The following is a 16,418-nucleotide window of genomic DNA, read 5'->3' as shown; positions in this document are numbered from 1 at the left end:
TGCCTGACCGGATTCAGAATGCGTGCACCTCGTCGCAGAAGCAGGATGCGTAAGCCTCAATGCCCGCCCGCGCGCCCGCCCACCTGTTCGATCAGCGTCTGGCTAGCCACATTGAGGCTTACCACCACCTCCGCCCCATGCGCGGCCAGCTTTTCCTGCGCACGTTCCAGCGCGGCCACTGCGGTCAGGTCCCACAGGTGGGCGTCACGCAGGTCGATCTGCACCTTCGGCGCGACGTGCTGGTAGTCAAACGCCGCGCCCAGCTGGCCGGCAGACGCAAAGAACACCTGCCCGCGTACGCGGTAGACCTGCGTGTCTCCGGCATCCTCGCGCTGCACCTCCAGCATGCGGCCGACCTTGCGGGCGAAGAACAGCGCCGACAGCAGCACGCCACTGAGCACGCCCTTGGCCAGGTCGTGGGTGGCCACGGTGACCACCACGGTCAGCAACATCACGGCCGAGGAACTGCGCGGATGCGTGCGCAGGTCGCGCAGCGAGCGCCAGCTGAAAGTGCCGATGCTGACCATGATCATCACCGCCACCAGCGCAGCCATCGGGATCTGCCGCACCAGGTCGCTGCCGTACACCACCAGCACCAGCAGCAGCACGCCGGCCACCAGGCAGGACAGGCGGCCGCGGCCACCAGACGTCACGTTGATGACCGACTGGCCGATCATCGCGCAGCCGGCCATTCCGCCGAGGAACCCGGTGACCGTGTTGGCCACGCCCTGGCCGACGCATTCGCGGTTGCGCTCGCTGGGCGTCTCGGTGATGTCCTCGACGATCTGCAGGGTCATCATCGATTCGAGCAAGCCGACCACGGCCAGCGTGGCCGACACCGGCAGCAGGATGCGCAGCGTTTCCCAGCTGAGCGGTACATCGGGGATGAGGAACTGCGGCAGGCTGTCCGGCAGCTGGCCCATGTCACCAACACTGCGCACGTCCACGCCAAAGCCGATCACTACGGCGGTGAGCACGACGATTGCCACCAGCGGCGAAGGCACAGCGCGGGTGAGGCGCGGCAGCAGGTAGATGATCGCCAGTGCGGCGGCACACAGCACGTAGACGGTGGGACCGCGGCCGATCAGTTCCGGCATCTGCGCCAGGAAGATCAGGATCGCCAGCGCGTTGACGAAGCCGGTGATGACCGAGCGCGAGACGAATCGCATCAGCGACCCAAGCTTGAACACACCGGCCAGCACCTGCAGCAGGCCGGCCAGGATGCTGGCGGCGAACAGGTACTGCAGGCCATGGTCCTTGACCAGGTCGACCATCACCAGCGCCATTGCACCGGTGGCGGCGGAGATCATGCCCGGCCGGCCGCCAGCGATGGCGGTGACCACCGCGATGGAAAACGCGGCGTACAGGCCAACCTTGGGGTCGACGCCGGCGATGAGCGAGAAGGCGATGGCCTCGGGAATCAGGGCCAGGGCGACGACCATGCCGGACAGCAGATCACCACGGATGTTGCCGAGCCATTGCTGGCGCAGGGGGTAGGACGTTTGCATGGAAAAACTCCGCGCGCACGCGGGCGTGGCCGCATGGCGCTGCAGTGGAAAGACGCGGGTTCCTGAGCCGGGCGGGCCGGCTGCCGAGATGCGGCAAGGGTCAGGGTGGCGTGATCACTGCAGGCGGGAATCGGTACGTGGGAGGGACGCAGTCTACGGCACAGGGCTGCCAAGGGACAGCGTCGACAGTCCGCAACGGCAGCGGAGCATGGCTCCGCTCTACAATCGCGCCATGGCCACCGACCACGCACAGTTCTTCGATCCCGCCACCGAACAAGGCGTGCTGCGCCTGTCCATCGCCGCCTCACTGCTGCTGGCCGCGGCAGCGGTGGTGTTCGGCCTGCTGGCCAATTCCTCGCTGATCATCTTCGACGGCATCTACGGCCTGATCGATGTGGTGATGACCTGGCTGTCACTGCTGGTCGCGCGGCTGATCGCACTGTCCACCAGCACCGACGCGCTGCAGTCGCGGCTCAACCAGCGCTTCACCATGGGCTTCTGGCACCTGGAGCCGATCGTGCTGGGGGTGAGCGGCACGCTGATGATCGGCGCTGCGCTGTATGCGCTGGTCAATGCGGTCGACGCGCTGATGTCCGGCGGCCGCCACATCGCGCTCGGTCCGGCCATCGCCTTCGCCGGGTTGTCGATCGTCGGCGAAGGTGCGCTGGCCTGGTTCGTGCTGCGCGCCAACCGCCGCATCGGCTCGGAGTTCATCGCACTGGATGCGAAAAACTGGGTGATCGCGGCCAGCATGTCGGCCTGCTACCTGCTGGCCTTCCTCGGCGGCGTGCTGGTGCAGGGCACCTCCTGGGCCTGGGTCGGGCCGTACATCGACCCGGCCATCCTCGCCTTCGTCTGCGTGCTGGTGATGATCGCCCCGCTCGGCACCGTGCGCCGGGCGCTGGCCGGCATCCTGCTGGTCACCCCGCCGGAACTGCAGGCGCATGTGGATGCGGTGGCACGCGCGATCGTGGCCAGGCACGGCTTCGTTGAGCACCGCAGCTACGTCGCGCAGGTGGGGCGTGGCGAGCAGATCGAGCTGTTCTTTGTGGTGCCGGAAGACGACCCGCCGCGGCCCTTGGTGGAATGGGACCGGCTGCGCGACGAGATCGGCGAAGCGCTGGGCGAGGCCTCGCCGGACCGCTGGCTGACCATCATGTTCACCACCGACCGCGAGTGGACGATCTAGGCCGGCAGGACGATTGATCAAGTTTTTCGTACGCGTTGCAACCCAACGTACGCGGAAAGCGGGCAAAGTAGGCTCCAACGCAACACCCACCCACTGACCAGGAGCATCCCGATGTCCATCGAAAAGGTTCTGTACACCGCCCAGGCCACCTCTACCGGCGGCCGCGAAGGCCGTTCCGTCTCCTCCGACAACGTGCTGGACATCCAGCTGTCGACCCCGCGCGAGCTGGGCGGCGCCGGCGGCCCGGGCACCAACCCGGAACAACTGTTCGCCGCCGGCTACTCGGCCTGCTTCCTGGGCGCGTTGAAGTTCGTGGCCGGCCAGGCCAAGGTCGCGTTGCCGGCCGACACCACCGTCACCGGCAAGGTCGGCATCGGTCAGATCCCGACCGGTTTCGGCATCGAGGCCGAGCTGACCATCAACGTGCCGGGCGTGCCGCGCGAGCAGGTCGAAGAGCTTGTGCAGAAGGCGCACATCGTGTGCCCGTACTCGAATGCCACCCGCGGCAACATCGACGTGACGCTGATCGTTGCCTGATGCAGCGCCGGGGTCGGATCCCTTTGCCAACAGCAAAGGGCTCTGACCCCATCCCAGGCCCGGCACGGCTATATGGGGTCAGAGCCCTTTCGCGTTGCGAAAGGGATCCGACCCCAGTGATCAGCCCCCCAAAAAAATGGGCGGATGCCGGTCGAAACCGAGCATCCGCCCATCCCACCTCGGGTGGGCCCCGGCACGTGGCCGGGGACGCATTCGCTACGGCGCGCATCCATCCTTCTGGAGGAGAGCCCCCTTGTTGTTCAAGGGGGTGCGCCAACGGCGCGGGGATAAGGTGGAATGCGCGGACCAGCGACCGGTTACCGGTCGCTGGTGATGAGCTGCACGACGCTGGAGAAATCCAGCTTGCCGCGGCCGGCCTGGTGGTTCATCGAGTACAGGTTGCGGGCCACTTCGCCCAGCGGGATCGAGGCGCCGACACTCATCGCCGCTTCCACCGCCAGGCCCATGTCCTTCAGCATCAGATCGCTGCCGAAACCGCCGCTGTAGCCGCGCGAGGCCGGCGCATTTTCCAGCACGCCCGGCCACGGGTTGCACACTTCGGTGGCCCAGCTGCGGCCGGTGCTGACCGCCATCATCTGCGACAGCACCTTCGGGTCCAGCCCGTGCGCAACACCCAGCGCGATGGCTTCACCGGTCACCGCCATGATCACGCCCAGCGCCATGTTGTTGCACAGCTTGGCGACCTGGCCGGCACCGCTGGCGCCGACATGGAAGATGTTCTTGCCCATCGCCTGCAGCACCGGGCGAGCGCGTTCCAGCGCGTCCTCTTCGCCACCGACGATGAAGGTCAGGGTGCCGGCCTGGGCGCCCGCGGTACCGCCGGAGACCGGCGCGTCGATCATCTGCAGGCCACGCGCGGCGGCCGCTTCGGAAACCTTGCGGGCACTGGCCGGTGCGATCGTGCTGCAGTCGATGACCAGTGCACCCGCTGGGATGGCGGCGAGGATGCCGTCATCGCCCAGGTACACGCCTTCGACGTGGCGGCTGGCCGGCAGCATCGAGATCACGACTTCCGCATCGGCCAGGGTGTCGCGTGCCGACGACGCCGCGCTGGCACCGGCATCGACGGCGGCCTGCACCGCAGCCGGGACCAGATCGAACACGCGCACGGTGTGGCCGTTCTTGACCAGATTGGCGGCCATCGGGCCACCCATGTTGCCCAACCCGATGAATGCAATGCGGCTCATGCAAGGCTCCTTTCAACAAGGGGAGTGCCCAGGTCGGCCAGCGGATGCGCGGCAGCGGCCCAGGGGGAAGCAAAGAAGGTGTCGGCCCACGCGCCGGTGGCCTCGGCCAGGGTGGCCGGGTTCCACTGCGGATTGCGGTCCTTGTCGATCAGCAGTGCGCGGATGCCTTCGGCGAAATCGCCGTGGGCGGCGCAGTGCAGCGCGGTGATGTACTCCAGCCGGTAGACGCTGGCCAGGTCCTGGCCGGCGCTGCGGCGCTGCAGCTCGAACGCCAGACGTGCCGAGCCGGGCGCGCCGGCGGCAAGCGTCTTCTGTGCCGCCTGCAGCCAGGCATCGTCGGTCTGCAGCGCGCTGATGCGTTTGATGATCGCGGGCAGGTCATCGCCTTCGCACAACGCATCGACCTGCGCCGCGTTGGCCAGCAGCGGACCGGTCGCAGCATCACTGGCATGCGACTGCAGCAGATGGGTCAGGCGTTCGTGGTTGTGTGCGGAATCACTGGACCAGGCCACCTGCAGCAGCGCATCGAACACCGCGCTGCGGCGTTCTTCAGCCACGTGCACATCGGCCAGGCCGGCATAGATGGCATCGCCCGGATTGAGCAACGCGCCGGTCAGGGCCAGGAACAGGCCGCCCTTGCCCGGCACGCGCGGCAGCAGCCAGCTGCCACCGACATCCGGGAACAGGCCAACGGTGATTTCCGGGAAGGCCAGCTTGGAGCGCTCGCTGACCACGCGGTGGCTGGCGCCGGACATCAGGCCGATACCGCCGCCCATCACGATGCCGTGGCCCCAGCACAGGATCGGCTTGGTATAGGTGTGGATGAGGTAATCGACGCGGTACTCGACGTCGAAGAACTCGGCGGCGTAGTCGTTCTCGCGGATGTCGCTGCGGCCGTCCTCACGGAAGGCGACCATGGCCTTGTACAGGCTGTGCAGGTCGCCGCCAGCGCAGAACGCCTTTTCGCCAGCACCCTGCAGCACCACCATGGCGATGCCGTCGTCGTCGGCCCAGGCGTTCAACTGCTCCAGCAGCAGGTGTGCCATCGGCAGCGAGAAGCCATTGAGCGTGCGCGGCGCGTTGAGCGTGGCGAGGCCGATGCGCACGCCGTTACCGGCCACGCGCTCCTCGAACAGCACCGGTGCGTCGTCGGCAGCGGTGTCGGCGCTCATGCGTTCTTCCACTGCGCGGCGCGCTTTTCCAGGAAGGCAGTCACGCCCTCGACCTGGTCGGCGGTGTCGAACAGGTCGACGAAGGCTTCGCGCTCGGCCACCAGCGCCGAGGCGTGGGTGCCGGTGCGGGTGGACTGCACCAGGGTCTTGCAGGCGGCGATGCTGGTCGGGCTCTGCTTGCCGGCCTTTTTCGCCCATTCCAGCGCCAGTGCCTTGGCTTCGCCCTTGCCGACCTTTTCTTCGGCCAGCCCGATGCGCAGCGCGGTCTCGGCGTTGATGCGCTCACCCAGCAGGATCATGCGCTTGGCCCAGCCTTCGCCAACCAGGCGCGGCAGGTTCTGGGTGCCACCGGCGCACGGCAGCAGGCCGACGGTGGCCTCCGGCAGCGCCACCTGGGCGTGCTCTTCGATGATGCGCAGGTCGCAGGCCAGTGCGCATTCCAGGCCTCCGCCCATCGCGTAGCCGTTGATCGCGGCGATCGACACGCCACGGAAACCGGACAACGCCTCGAAGGCTTCGCCGAAACGGCGCGCGGCTTCGCGCGCTGCGGCCTTGTCGCCGGAAGCGAACTGGTTGAGGTCGGCACCGGCGGAGAAGAACTTCTCGCCGTCACCGGTGATCACCAGCGCGTAGATGTCGCGGTCTGCGTTGAGCGCGCCGACCAGGTCGCGCAGCGCCGACAGGCTGTGCACGGTCCAGGTGTGCGCCGGCGGGTTGTTCAGGGTGACCACGGCGGTGTGGCCGTCGGCCTCGACCTTCAGGCCCACGTGCTCCTGGGTACGCCAATCCTTCATCGCAGTTCCTCTTCGGTGTTGAGCAGGTGACGGGCAACGATCACCCGCATGATCTCGTTGGTGCCTTCCAGGATCTGGTGCACGCGGCAGTCACGCAGCAGGCGCTCGATCGGGTACTCGCGGATGTAGCCGTAGCCACCGTGGATCTGCAGCGCTTCATTGCAGACGTTGAAGCCGGCATCGGTGGCGAAGCGCTTGGCCATCGCGCACCATACGTTGGCATCGCTGGCCCCGGCATCGAGCTTGCGTGCGGCGGTGTGCACCATCTGCCGCGCGGCCACCAGCTGGGTGACCATGTCGGCCAGCTTGAACTGCAGCGCCTGGAACTCGGCCAGCGCCTTGCCGAACTGGCGGCGCTCGCCCATGTAGCGGCGCGCGGCATCCAGCGCGCCCTGCGCGGCACCCAGCGAGCAGGCGGCAATGTTGATGCGGCCACCATCAAGCCCCTTCATCGCCAGCTTGAAGCCGCCGCCTTCCTCTCCCAGAAGGTGGCTGACCGGCACGCGGACGTTTTCGAAGGTGATGCCACGGGTGGGCTGGCTGTTCCAGCCCATCTTCTCTTCCTTGCGGCCGAAGCTGATGCCCGGCAGGTCCGACGGCACTGCAATGGCGCTGACGCCGCCGGCACCGGCACCGCCGGTACGTGCCATCACCACCAGCAGTTCGGTGGCACCGGCGCCGGAGATGAAGGCCTTCGAGCCGTTCAGCACGTAATGATCGCCGTCGCGCACGGCGGTGGTCTTCAGCGAGGCCGCATCGGAGCCGGCACCCGGTTCGGTCAGGCAGTACGAGGCCAGCCTGTTGCCCGAGGACAGGTCAGTGCCCCACGCATCGCGCAGTGCTGGCTGGCCCCACGTGGACACCATCCACGAGGCCATGTTGTGGATGCTGATGTAGGCCGCAGTCGACGGATCGACGTTGGCGAGCTCCTCGATGACGACGGCGGCGTCCAGCCGGCTCAGGCCGCTGCCGCCCACTTCCGGGTCCATGTACAGACCGCAGAAGCCCAGTTCACCGGCCTTGGCGATCGCCTCGCGCGGAAAGATGCCCTCCGCATCCCATCGCGCGGCGTGTGGCGCCAGTTCGGCCTGTGCGAAGTCGCGCGCCGCCTCGCGGTACGCCTGCTGCGCTTCTTCCAGTTCCGTCGTCATCGAGTGGCTCATGGCTGCTCCTGCCGTTACTTCAGGCTGATCGTGGTGTTGACGCCGTGGCTCAGCGTCTCGTCATCGAACCAGCGCGCGGTGACCGTCTTGGTCTGGGTGTAGAACAGCACCACCTGCTTGCCATACGGGCCCAGGTCACCCAGCTTGGAGGCGCGCGAACCGGTGAACGAGAACAGCGGCACCGGCACCGGGATCGGCACGTTGATGCCGACCTGGCCGACGTCGATGTCTTCCTGGAACTTGCGCGCGGCCGCGCCGGACTGGGTGAACAGTGCGGTGCCGTTGCCGTTCGGGTTGCTGTTGACCATCGCGATGGCGTCTTCCAGCGTTTCTGCTTCGAGGATGACCAGCACCGGCCCGAAGATTTCTTCCTGGTAGATGCGCATGTCGGTGGTGACACCGGCAAAGATGGTCGGGCCGACGAAGTTGCCCTTCTCGAAGCCATCGACCTGCGGGTTGCGGCCGTCGAGTACCAGCTTGGCGCCCTGCTCCACGCCCGAGGCGATCAGGCCTTCCACGCGCTCGCGGGCGCTGCAGGAAATGACCGGGCCGACGTCGGTGCCGGACACGGTGCCGGCGCTGACCTTCAACGTCTTGGCCTTTTCGACCAGGTCCTGCACCCAGTTGCGCGCCTCACCGACGAGCACCAGGGTGGAGGCGGCCATGCAGCGCTGGCCCGCGGCACCAAAGGCGGCACCGACCATCGCGTTGAGGGTCTGTTCCTTGTTGGCGTCCGGCAGCACCACGGCGTGGTTCTTGGCGCCCATCATGCACTGCACGCGCTTGCCGGCCAGCGAGGCGCGGTTGTAGACGTGGGTGCCGACGCGGGTGGAACCGACGAACGACACGGCCTTGATGTCCGGGTGGTCGCAGATCGCGTTGACCACTTCTTCGCCACCGTGGACGACGTTCAGCACGCCCTTCGGAATGCCGGCTTCCAGGGCAAGCTCGACCAGGCGCATGGTCACCATCGGGTCCTGCTCGGACGGCTTGAGGATGAAGGTGTTGCCCGTTGCAATCGCCATCGGGAACATCCACAGCGGGATCATCGCCGGGAAGTTGAACGGTGTGATGCCGGCGCACACGCCCAGCGGCTGCATGATCGTGTAGGTGTCCACGCCATTGGCCACGTTGTTGGCCAGCTCGCCCAGCTGCAGGTTGCCGATGGCGGCGGCGTGCTCGACCACTTCCAGGCCGCGGAACACATCGCCTTCGGCGTCGGGCAGAGTCTTGCCCTGTTCGGCGGTGAGGATGTGGGCCAGCTCGCTCATGTTCTCGCGGATCAGCTGCTGGTACTTCAGGAAGATGCGCGCGCGGGTGCCGATCGGGGTCTTGCGCCAGGTCTTGAAGGCTTCCTTGGCGGCGGCGACGGCGGCGTCCACTTCGCCGGTGGTGGCGAAGGGCACCGTGGCCAGCACGTCCTGGGTGGCCGGATTGATCACGTCCTGCCAGTGGGAGGTGGCCGATTCAACGAACTGGCCATCGATCAGCATGCGGATACGGGGCGCTGCAACAGTCATGACGACAATCCCACAGGGTGCGAAAGATGCTTGGCATTATTCACAGCACCCAGCTCGATTTCTGGGCTGAATCCGCTTAATCTGGCCAACACGCCCCACGATTCCTGTTAATTCTGTGAATCCCTCAGCTCCCCAGCGGCAACTCGGCCTGCGCCTGCGGCGGTTGCGCGAACAGCGCGGCTACAGCCAGGTTGACCTGGCGCGGGCGCTAGGGCTGTCGGCCAGCTACCTGAACCAGATCGAGCGCAACAAGCGCCCACTGACCCCGGCCGTGCAGAAGAAGCTGGGCCAGGTACTCGGCGATGTTTCCGCACTGTTCGACGAAGATGAGCCCGCCGCGCTGCAGGAAGCGCTGGGCGAGACCCTGCGCGACCTGGGCCTGGCCGAAGTCAGCGCCACCGAACTGCGCACCCTGGCGGGCAACCTGCCGCAGGTCAGCCGTGCGCTGCTGGACCTGCACCGCCGCCACCTGGCACTGCGCGAGCATGCCGCCGCGCTGGAATTCCAGCTGGGCGAGCCCGGCGCCGGCAGCACCCTGCCGGCCGGCGACCAGGTACGCGAGTTCTTCAACCGCATGCACAACCATATTCCCGAGCTGGACGAACTGGCCGAGCGCCTGTTCGCCGAGTGGGGGCTATCGCCTGGGCATGTGGCGCCGCGCTTGCGCCAGCTGCTGGCCGACCGCCACGGCGTGCTGGTGGAAGTGGCCGCACTGCAGGCCGGGCGCGAGAAGCGCCATTACGATGCCGGCACGCGCCGGTTGTGGCTGCCGGACTACCTGGAGCCAGGCCAGCAGGCGTTCCAGATGGCCGCCGAACTGGCCCTGCACGGCTACCTGCCGCAGATCGACGCGGTGGTGGCGCGTGCGGGCTTCACCGATGACGCGCGCATCGCGCAGGCGCGGGTGGGTCTTTCGAACTACTTCGCCGGCGCGCTGGTCATGCCCTACATGCGCTTCCTGCGTGCGGCCGAGGCCAGCAGCTACGACATCGAACTGCTGGCGCACCAGTTCGGCGTCGGCTTCGAGGCGGTCTGCCACCGGCTGAGCACGCTGGCACGGCGCAGTGCGCCCGGCCTGCCGTTCTTCTTCATCCGCGTGGACCGCGCGGGCAACGTATCCAAGCGCCATTCGGCCACCGACTTCCACTTCTCGCAGGTGGGCGGCTCGTGCCCGCTATGGATCGTCTACGAGGCGTTCAACCAGCCAGGCCGCATCCTTACCCAGACCGCGCGCATGCCCGATGGCCGCCGCCATTTCTGGCTGGCGCGGCAGGTCAGCAGTGGCCCGGTGGGCCATGGCCAGCCCCGCAAGACCTTCGCGGTGGCGCTGGGCTGCGATCTGCAGCATGCCGAACGCATGGTGTATTCGCTGGGGCTGGATGTGCAGAGCCCAGGGAACTCGGTTTCGATCGGACCGGGTTGCCGGGTGTGCCCACGCGAGGACTGCATGCAGCGTGCGTTCGCGCAGTTGCCGGGCAGGTAGGGGGTTTTGCAGGGCTGCGCCCCGCACCTGCGGTAGTGCCGGCCGCTGGCCGGCAACCTCAAAGGCAAAAGCGGGCATTCCGTGGGTTGGCGGGGTGGGTCCGGTTGCAGGGGACGCTGCAAGTACCCCTCCGGGGCCCGGCCCAGCCGCTGGCGGCTGTGCGTTCGGGCGCTTGCGAAGCAGTGCTTCGCAAGCAAAGCGTCCTCACCCATGTAAGCTCGGTCGCCGCTTGCTCGTGTGCGCTGTCCTGCGCACACGGCAAGAGCGGGGTTGGGCGTCCTGCCCAACCCGCCCGAGGCACGCCTCGGGCCCATGCGGCTCACGCCCCTGCCACCGGACCCACCCCATCCGGATGAATTCTCATTTTGGAATGCATCCACGCGTGGCGTGGCTCTACTGGTAGGTGCCAACCCTGGTTGGCGCGTTTTAGTCCCAGAACACGGTCAGTACGCGGTGGCCTTCCGAGGGCACAGGTGCGTCGATGTGTTGGCCGTACGGCCAGCCTTCGCCCACACCGTCGCATTCCAGACCCTGCAGCCAGCCTTCCACGGTCTCGACGTCGGCACTGGTCAGCACATGCACGTTCTCCGCAGCAGGCCATTCGCTGTCGTCTTCCAATGCACTGCCCCAGTCCTGGTGCAGGCCGACGTACACGCCTTCCACTTCAGGCTTCGCTGCAATCACGGCCAGGCGCGCGTACAGCTCGGCAATCGGCGGGCGGCCGAAACCCCATTGGTTGGGCGCGATGCATTCTTCGAAATCATTGCCTTCGAAGTACGCAGCCAGTGGCACCACCGGCAGGTGTTCCGGGTCGCGAGTATCGAGGCGTTCAAGCAGATCCAGCAGTTCCTGGCGGGCAGACATCCACAGCTCCTTGCGACATGAAGCACGATTGTATCGATCGCGCTCAGTAGATCGGCGTCACCTTCATCTGCGGCAGCGGGCGCGGTGCGCCGTCGGTCAGGTCCGGGCCAAGGTCTTCCCACGTGCGGCCCTGCTCGACCATCTGCGCCCACAGCTGCTGCGAGCCGCGACGTTTGTCTTCCGAGCCGAGCTTGTACGACGGCGGTGCCGGCTCGCCACGGGCAACCATCGAGTACGCCGCGCGATAGGCCAGCACCTGCTGCGCCGGGTCGTCGGTACGCGCCACTTCCAACGTGTAGCGCTGATAGGCCGAGGCCAGGTTGCGCCAGCGGATCCAGTAGTGGTTCCCGAACGAGAACGAACAGAAGCGCGCGCCCGCCAGGCTGCCCTTGTCGGCGATGCGGGTCAGCACCTCCTGCGGCATGTCCAGGTTCATGCCGCCTTCGTCGCCCTGCAGGCTGACGTGCACGATACGGTCGCGGTAACCCGGCGCGCGTGCCTGCAGCAGGTCACGCCAGTTCTGCATGGTCGCCACGACTGCGAACAGGAAGCGCCCCAGCTCGGCTGCGGCGAGCGGCGTGGCAATGGACTGGTAATGCCGTTGCCAACCGTGGCGGTTTTCGGTGGGCAGGAACACGGCACGTTCCAGCGCCTGTCGGCCATCACTGCCACGTCCCACGTCCTCGGCATGCTGCGGGTAGACCAGGTTGATGGCGAAGGTCGGCCAGCGCGGTAGCGCGGCATCAAACAGATGGATCGGGAAGTTGCTGCTGATGCCACCATCGGAGAACCAGCAGATGCGGAACGCGGTAATCACCGGGCCGCAGGTCTGCCCGGCGCTGGTCAGCCCTTCCATGCTGTCGGCCACGTTGTGTTCCTGATCGGCGGCAGGTGCAGTGGGTTCGCAGCGGCGTTCGCGGCGCGAGGGCTCATGCAGCGGCACCGCGCTGATCAGCAACGGGAAGCTCAGGCTCATGCGCGTGGCCACCAGCACCGGCAGCTTCGGACCCTGCGGCAGGTGGTAGTACCGGCGCCCTTCCACCTCCAGCGGCGGGCCGGCCTGCGTCACCAGCCACTGCACCACGCTGGCGGGGAACAACTGCTCGAACTCCTCGCGCAGGAACCAGAACTGCGCGCCGCCCAGCGGCAGTGTGCGTGGTTCGTTGTGCGATACGCAGGTGGTGATCATCTGCAGGCTGATCGCATGCGGGCTGTCCGGCTCGCCGGCATAGCGCGGCGCGTCATGCAGGTCGGCAAAGGTCAGCGGTGCATCCAGCGGCTTGCCGGACAACTGCTGCAGGCATTCATGCAGCCACTCGGTCAATGCCGGTTTACGTGCATCGCGACCGAGGCCACTGCACAGGCCCAGCAGGTTGCGCCGGGCCACGCGCGCCACGCGCAGCGCGGCTCCGGCCACGCCTGCACCGTAGGCGCACAGCAGCGACGGCAGCAGCGTCGCGGCCACGCCGCTCCAACCACCGCCCCACCCGCCCAAACCGAGCAGCAGCGCCAGCGACACCAGCACTTCCAGCGGCGCGATCTCGAATACCGCCACCGCCAGGCACAGCAGTTTGTGCGGCAAGCTGGCATTGCCGGTCAGCACCACCAGCAGCCGATAGGCCGCACGCGCGCCCCGCGCCGGTTGGAACAGGCTGTAGATGAACCCCCGCCGCGACAACTGCGCCGACACCGCCGACAGCCCGCCATAACCGGCATCACCGGGCAGGTGCTCGCCGGCCTGCTGGCGCCGATCACCGTATGCCGCCGCAGCCGCCACCGCCGCAGCGATGGCGCCGGCAGAGGTGCCGCCGATGCTCTTGAACCGATACTCGCGTGCCAGCGCCAGTACCGCGTTGGGGTACACGATGCCGCTGGTGATGCCGCCTTTCATGACCAGATCGCAGTACTTGTCCGCCACCGTCTTGCCCCCGAGCCTACCGTCCGCCGCGTGGATGCCAGTATGGCGCAGCGGCTTCTCAGGGCCTGAGAACACCACCGCAGTCCGGGCAGGAATCTGCGGCGTTCAGCAGATGGCAGGCCTGCAGGCTTGACCGGCTACACCATCGGCGTAGCATCTGCAGCAAGCCAAGGGACAGACCCGCGGCTGCCACAACGACATGAGGGATTCTCATGGAATTCGACTATCTCGTCTTCATCGGGCGATTCGAGCCCTTCCACAACGGCCACGCCGCCGTTGCCCGCCTGGCCCTGAGCCGGGCCCGCAAGCTGATCTTCCTGGTCGGCTCTGCCGATACCCCCCGCAGCCTCCGCAATCCCTGGACCGTGGCCGAACGCGCCGTGATGATCCAGGCCGCCCTCGATGGCCACACCGACCGCCTGCTGATCCGCCCGCTGCGTGACCACCTGTACAACGAAGCACAGTGGATCGCCAACGTGCAGCGCCAGGTGGCCGACGCCCTGCGCAACGACGGTGCCGCCGCCGATGCAAAGGTGGGCCTGATCGGCATGGACAAGGATGCCTCCAGCTACTACCTGCGGGAGTTCCCGCAATGGCCGCTGGTGGACGTGCAGCACACCGCCACCCTGTCGGCCACCGAGCTGCGGCGCTACCTGTTCGAAGCCGGCGACGTCGACTTCCACGGCGCGCTGCTGATGCTGCGTGGCAATGTGCCGGCGCCGGTGTACGACATGCTCGAAGCGTTCCGCAAAAGCGCGCCTGCGTATGCCCAGCTGGTGGCCGAGTACCGCTTCATCGAACAGTACAAGGCCGCCTGGAAGGATGCGCCCTACGCGCCCACCTTCGTCACCACCGATGCGGTGGTGGTGCATTCGGGCCACGTGCTGCTGGTACGGCGCCGTTCGGAGCCCGGCAAGGGCCTGTGGGCGCTGCCCGGCGGTTTCGTTGGCCAGGAGCAGAGCCTGCTGGACAGTTGCCTGCGCGAACTGCGCGAGGAAACCCGCCTTAAGATTCCGCTGCCGGTGCTGAAGGGTTCGCTGAAGGGCCAGCAGGTATTCGACCACCCCGACCGCAGCCAGCGCGGCCGCACCATCACCCACGGTTTCCACTTCGAATTCCCGGCCGGTGACCTGCCGCCGGTGCGCGGTGGCGACGACGCCGACAAGGCGCGCTGGATACCGGTGAGTGAAGCGTTGGACATGGGCCCGCAATTGTTCGAAGACCACCTGCACATCCTGGAGTATTTCCTCGGCCGCGGCTGACCGGCCCGGTTTTCCCACTGGCGGATAGACCGCTGGTGTCACTCGACGCGAAGGAGCTTCCGTCATGCACTACCTCGATAACCTTCTCCTCAACACCGACAGCTACAAGGCCAGCCATTGGCTGCAGTACCCGCCGGGTACCGATGCCACGTTCTTCTACGTGGAATCACGTGGCGGCCTGCACGATCGCACGGTGTTCTTCGGCCTGCAGGCGATCCTCAAGGACGCCCTGGCACGGCCGGTCACCCACGCCGACATCGACGACGCAGCTGCGGTATTCGCCGCCCATGGCGAGCCGTTCAACGAAGCCGGCTGGCGCGATATCGTCGATCGGCTCGGCGGCCACCTGCCGGTGCGCATCCGTGCCGTGCCCGAGGGTAGCGTGGTACCCACCCACCAGGCACTGATGACCGTCGAGTCGACCGACCCGGCTGCATTCTGGGTGCCGTCGTACCTGGAAACGCTGCTGCTGCGCGTGTGGTACCCGGTCACCGTGGCCACCATCAGCTGGCATGCACGGCAGACCATTGCTGCGTTCCTGCAGCAGACCAGCGACGATCCGCAGGGGCAGCTGCCGTTCAAGCTGCACGACTTCGGCGCCCGCGGTGTATCGAGCCTGGAATCGGCCGCGCTGGGCGGTGCCGCACACCTGGTCAACTTCCTCGGCACCGACACCGTCTCGGCCCTGTGCCTGGCCCGCGCGCACTATCACGCGCCGATGGCCGGTTATTCGATTCCCGCCGCCGAGCACAGCACCATCACCAGCTGGGGCCGCGAGCGCGAAGTGGACGCCTACCGCAACATGCTGCGCCAGTTCGGCAAGCCGGGCGCGATCGTGGCAGTGGTGTCGGACAGCTATGACATCTACCGCGCGATCAGTGAGCACTGGGGCACGACGCTGCGTGATGAAGTGATCGCTTCGGGCGCCACCCTGGTCATCCGCCCCGACTCGGGTGACCCTGTGGACGTGGTGGCCGAAAGCCTGCGCCGGCTGGATGAAGCGTTCGGCCACACCCTCAACGGCAAGGGCTACCGCGTGCTCAACCACGTTCGGGTGATCCAGGGTGATGGCATCAATCCGGATACGATCCGCGCCATCCTGCAGCGCATCACCGACGACGGCTATTCGGCCGACAACGTGGCCTTCGGCATGGGCGGCGCCCTGCTGCAACGACTGGACCGCGACACCCAGAAGTTCGCGCTGAAGTGCTCGGCAGCACGGGTCGAGGGTGCGTGGATCGACGTCTACAAGGACCCGGTCACCGATGCCGGCAAGGCCAGCAAGCGTGGCCGCATGCGCCTGCTGCGGCGCCTGGATGACGGCAGCCTGCACACGGTGGCGTTGCCTCCCAGCGGTGACGAGGCGCTGCCGACCGGCTTCGAGGATGCGATGGTGACCGTGTGGGAGAACGGGCGCCTGCTGCACGACCAGCGCTTGGATGAGATCCGCGCGCGGGCTGCGGCGGGGCGTTGAGGCGCATCCCGACCGGGGTCGGATCCCGTTGCAGCGCAAAGGGCTCCAACCCCGGTGCCCCTTGACCCACGCCGGCAACGCGTCCACCGTGGGCACGCCGAAGGTATCCCTGCCGTGGCTGGATGGCGGCAGGAAGTTAAACGGGAATCCGGTGAAGGCGCTTCGTGCGCCCATTCCGGAGCTGCCCCGCAGCGGTGAATGGAAACGAATCCTGCCAACAGCACTGGGCTCGCGCCTGGGAAGCGGCAGGGAGTAGGTGGGCTGCGGCCCGTGTCCATCAGCCCGAATACCGGCCCCGGCCGGGGGACACGACCGTCCCCTGATTC

Annotated in this window: 13 protein-coding genes and 1 riboswitch; of the genes, 5 read left to right on the top strand and 8 right to left on the bottom strand. The window is 67.2% G+C overall.

The annotated features are described in order from the left end of the window. Positions 1-56: 56 nt before the first annotated feature. The gene (locus tag ACS0OT_RS01045) at positions 57-1,508 is read right to left on the bottom strand and encodes a SulP family inorganic anion transporter (RefSeq protein ID WP_442256003.1); all 1,452 of its coding nucleotides are present in this window, start codon (positions 1,506-1,508) and stop codon (positions 57-59) included. A 208-nt stretch (positions 1,509-1,716) separates the two neighbouring features. Between ACS0OT_RS01045 and ACS0OT_RS01040 the strand changes: the two genes are divergently transcribed. Both ACS0OT_RS01040 and ACS0OT_RS01035 read left to right on the top strand, forming a co-directional pair. Continuing rightward, entirely contained in the window at positions 1,717-2,697 is a 981-nt protein-coding gene (locus ACS0OT_RS01040) for a cation diffusion facilitator family transporter (RefSeq protein ID WP_262089783.1), read from the top strand. Between the two features lie 111 nt (positions 2,698-2,808). Continuing rightward, positions 2,809-3,234, top strand: coding sequence for an organic hydroperoxide resistance protein (locus tag ACS0OT_RS01035; RefSeq protein ID WP_004153735.1), 426 nt, complete (start codon positions 2,809-2,811; stop codon positions 3,232-3,234). 317 nt (positions 3,235-3,551) lie between these two features. Here the strand turns inward: ACS0OT_RS01035 and mmsB are convergent, their stop codons facing one another. The 5 genes from mmsB to ACS0OT_RS01010 are packed head-to-tail and all read right to left on the bottom strand — an operon-like array spanning position 3,552 to position 9,091. Continuing rightward, a complete protein-coding gene (mmsB, locus tag ACS0OT_RS01030; RefSeq protein WP_005420650.1) occupies positions 3,552-4,442 on the bottom strand; it encodes a 3-hydroxyisobutyrate dehydrogenase in 891 nt (296 codons plus the stop codon). Next, a complete protein-coding gene (locus ACS0OT_RS01025) occupies positions 4,439-5,614 on the bottom strand; it encodes an enoyl-CoA hydratase/isomerase family protein (RefSeq protein WP_164093131.1) in 1,176 nt (391 codons plus the stop codon). The genes mmsB and ACS0OT_RS01025 overlap by 4 nt, the downstream gene beginning before the upstream one ends. Then, positions 5,611-6,408: an enoyl-CoA hydratase gene (locus ACS0OT_RS01020; protein ID WP_005420654.1), complete on the bottom strand. Its 798-nt coding sequence runs from the start codon at positions 6,406-6,408 to the stop codon at positions 5,611-5,613. Before ACS0OT_RS01020 ends, ACS0OT_RS01025 begins: the two co-directional genes overlap by 4 nt. Further along, positions 6,405-7,571, bottom strand: a complete 1,167-nt coding sequence (locus tag ACS0OT_RS01015; protein WP_065185591.1) for an acyl-CoA dehydrogenase family protein — start codon at positions 7,569-7,571, stop codon at positions 6,405-6,407. The genes ACS0OT_RS01020 and ACS0OT_RS01015 overlap by 4 nt, the downstream gene beginning before the upstream one ends. 14 nt (positions 7,572-7,585) lie before the next feature. Then, positions 7,586-9,091, bottom strand: coding sequence for a CoA-acylating methylmalonate-semialdehyde dehydrogenase (locus ACS0OT_RS01010; protein ID WP_188239505.1), 1,506 nt, complete (start codon positions 9,089-9,091; stop codon positions 7,586-7,588). A gap of 115 nt (positions 9,092-9,206) precedes the next feature. On the opposite strand from ACS0OT_RS01010, the gene ACS0OT_RS01005 reads away from it, so the two are divergent. After that, positions 9,207-10,574, top strand: a complete 1,368-nt coding sequence (locus ACS0OT_RS01005) for a helix-turn-helix domain-containing protein (protein ID WP_065196016.1) — start codon at positions 9,207-9,209, stop codon at positions 10,572-10,574. Positions 10,575-11,000: 426 nt separating this feature from the next. On the opposite strand, the gene ACS0OT_RS01000 is transcribed toward ACS0OT_RS01005, so the two are convergent. Together ACS0OT_RS01000 and ACS0OT_RS00995 are read right to left on the bottom strand one after the other, a co-directional pair. Beyond that, positions 11,001-11,438 carry a hypothetical protein gene (locus ACS0OT_RS01000; protein ID WP_065185588.1) on the bottom strand — a complete coding sequence of 146 codons (438 nt, stop codon included), beginning with the start codon at positions 11,436-11,438 and terminating at the stop codon, positions 11,001-11,003. Positions 11,439-11,481: 43 nt separating this feature from the next. After that, positions 11,482-13,329: a patatin-like phospholipase family protein gene (locus ACS0OT_RS00995; RefSeq protein ID WP_065178417.1), complete on the bottom strand. Its 1,848-nt coding sequence runs from the start codon at positions 13,327-13,329 to the stop codon at positions 11,482-11,484. 239 nt (positions 13,330-13,568) lie between these two features. On the opposite strand from ACS0OT_RS00995, the gene ACS0OT_RS00990 reads away from it, so the two are divergent. Next, positions 13,569-14,618 carry a bifunctional nicotinamide-nucleotide adenylyltransferase/Nudix hydroxylase gene (locus tag ACS0OT_RS00990; RefSeq protein WP_065178416.1) on the top strand — a complete coding sequence of 350 codons (1,050 nt, stop codon included), beginning with the start codon at positions 13,569-13,571 and terminating at the stop codon, positions 14,616-14,618. Positions 14,619-14,682: 64 nt separating this feature from the next. Beyond that, the gene (locus tag ACS0OT_RS00985) at positions 14,683-16,092 is read left to right on the top strand and encodes a nicotinate phosphoribosyltransferase (protein WP_139726613.1); all 1,410 of its coding nucleotides are present in this window, start codon (positions 14,683-14,685) and stop codon (positions 16,090-16,092) included. A gap of 98 nt (positions 16,093-16,190) precedes the next feature. Beyond that, positions 16,191-16,404, top strand: a riboswitch (cobalamin riboswitch). Positions 16,405-16,418: the final 14 nt, after the last annotated feature.

Origin of the sequence: Stenotrophomonas maltophilia group sp. RY12688, assembly GCF_052149045.1 — a bacterium.
GTDB lineage: Bacteria > Pseudomonadota > Gammaproteobacteria > Xanthomonadales > Xanthomonadaceae > Stenotrophomonas > Stenotrophomonas sepilia.
This window is presented reverse-complemented; position numbering and strand designations above follow the sequence as displayed.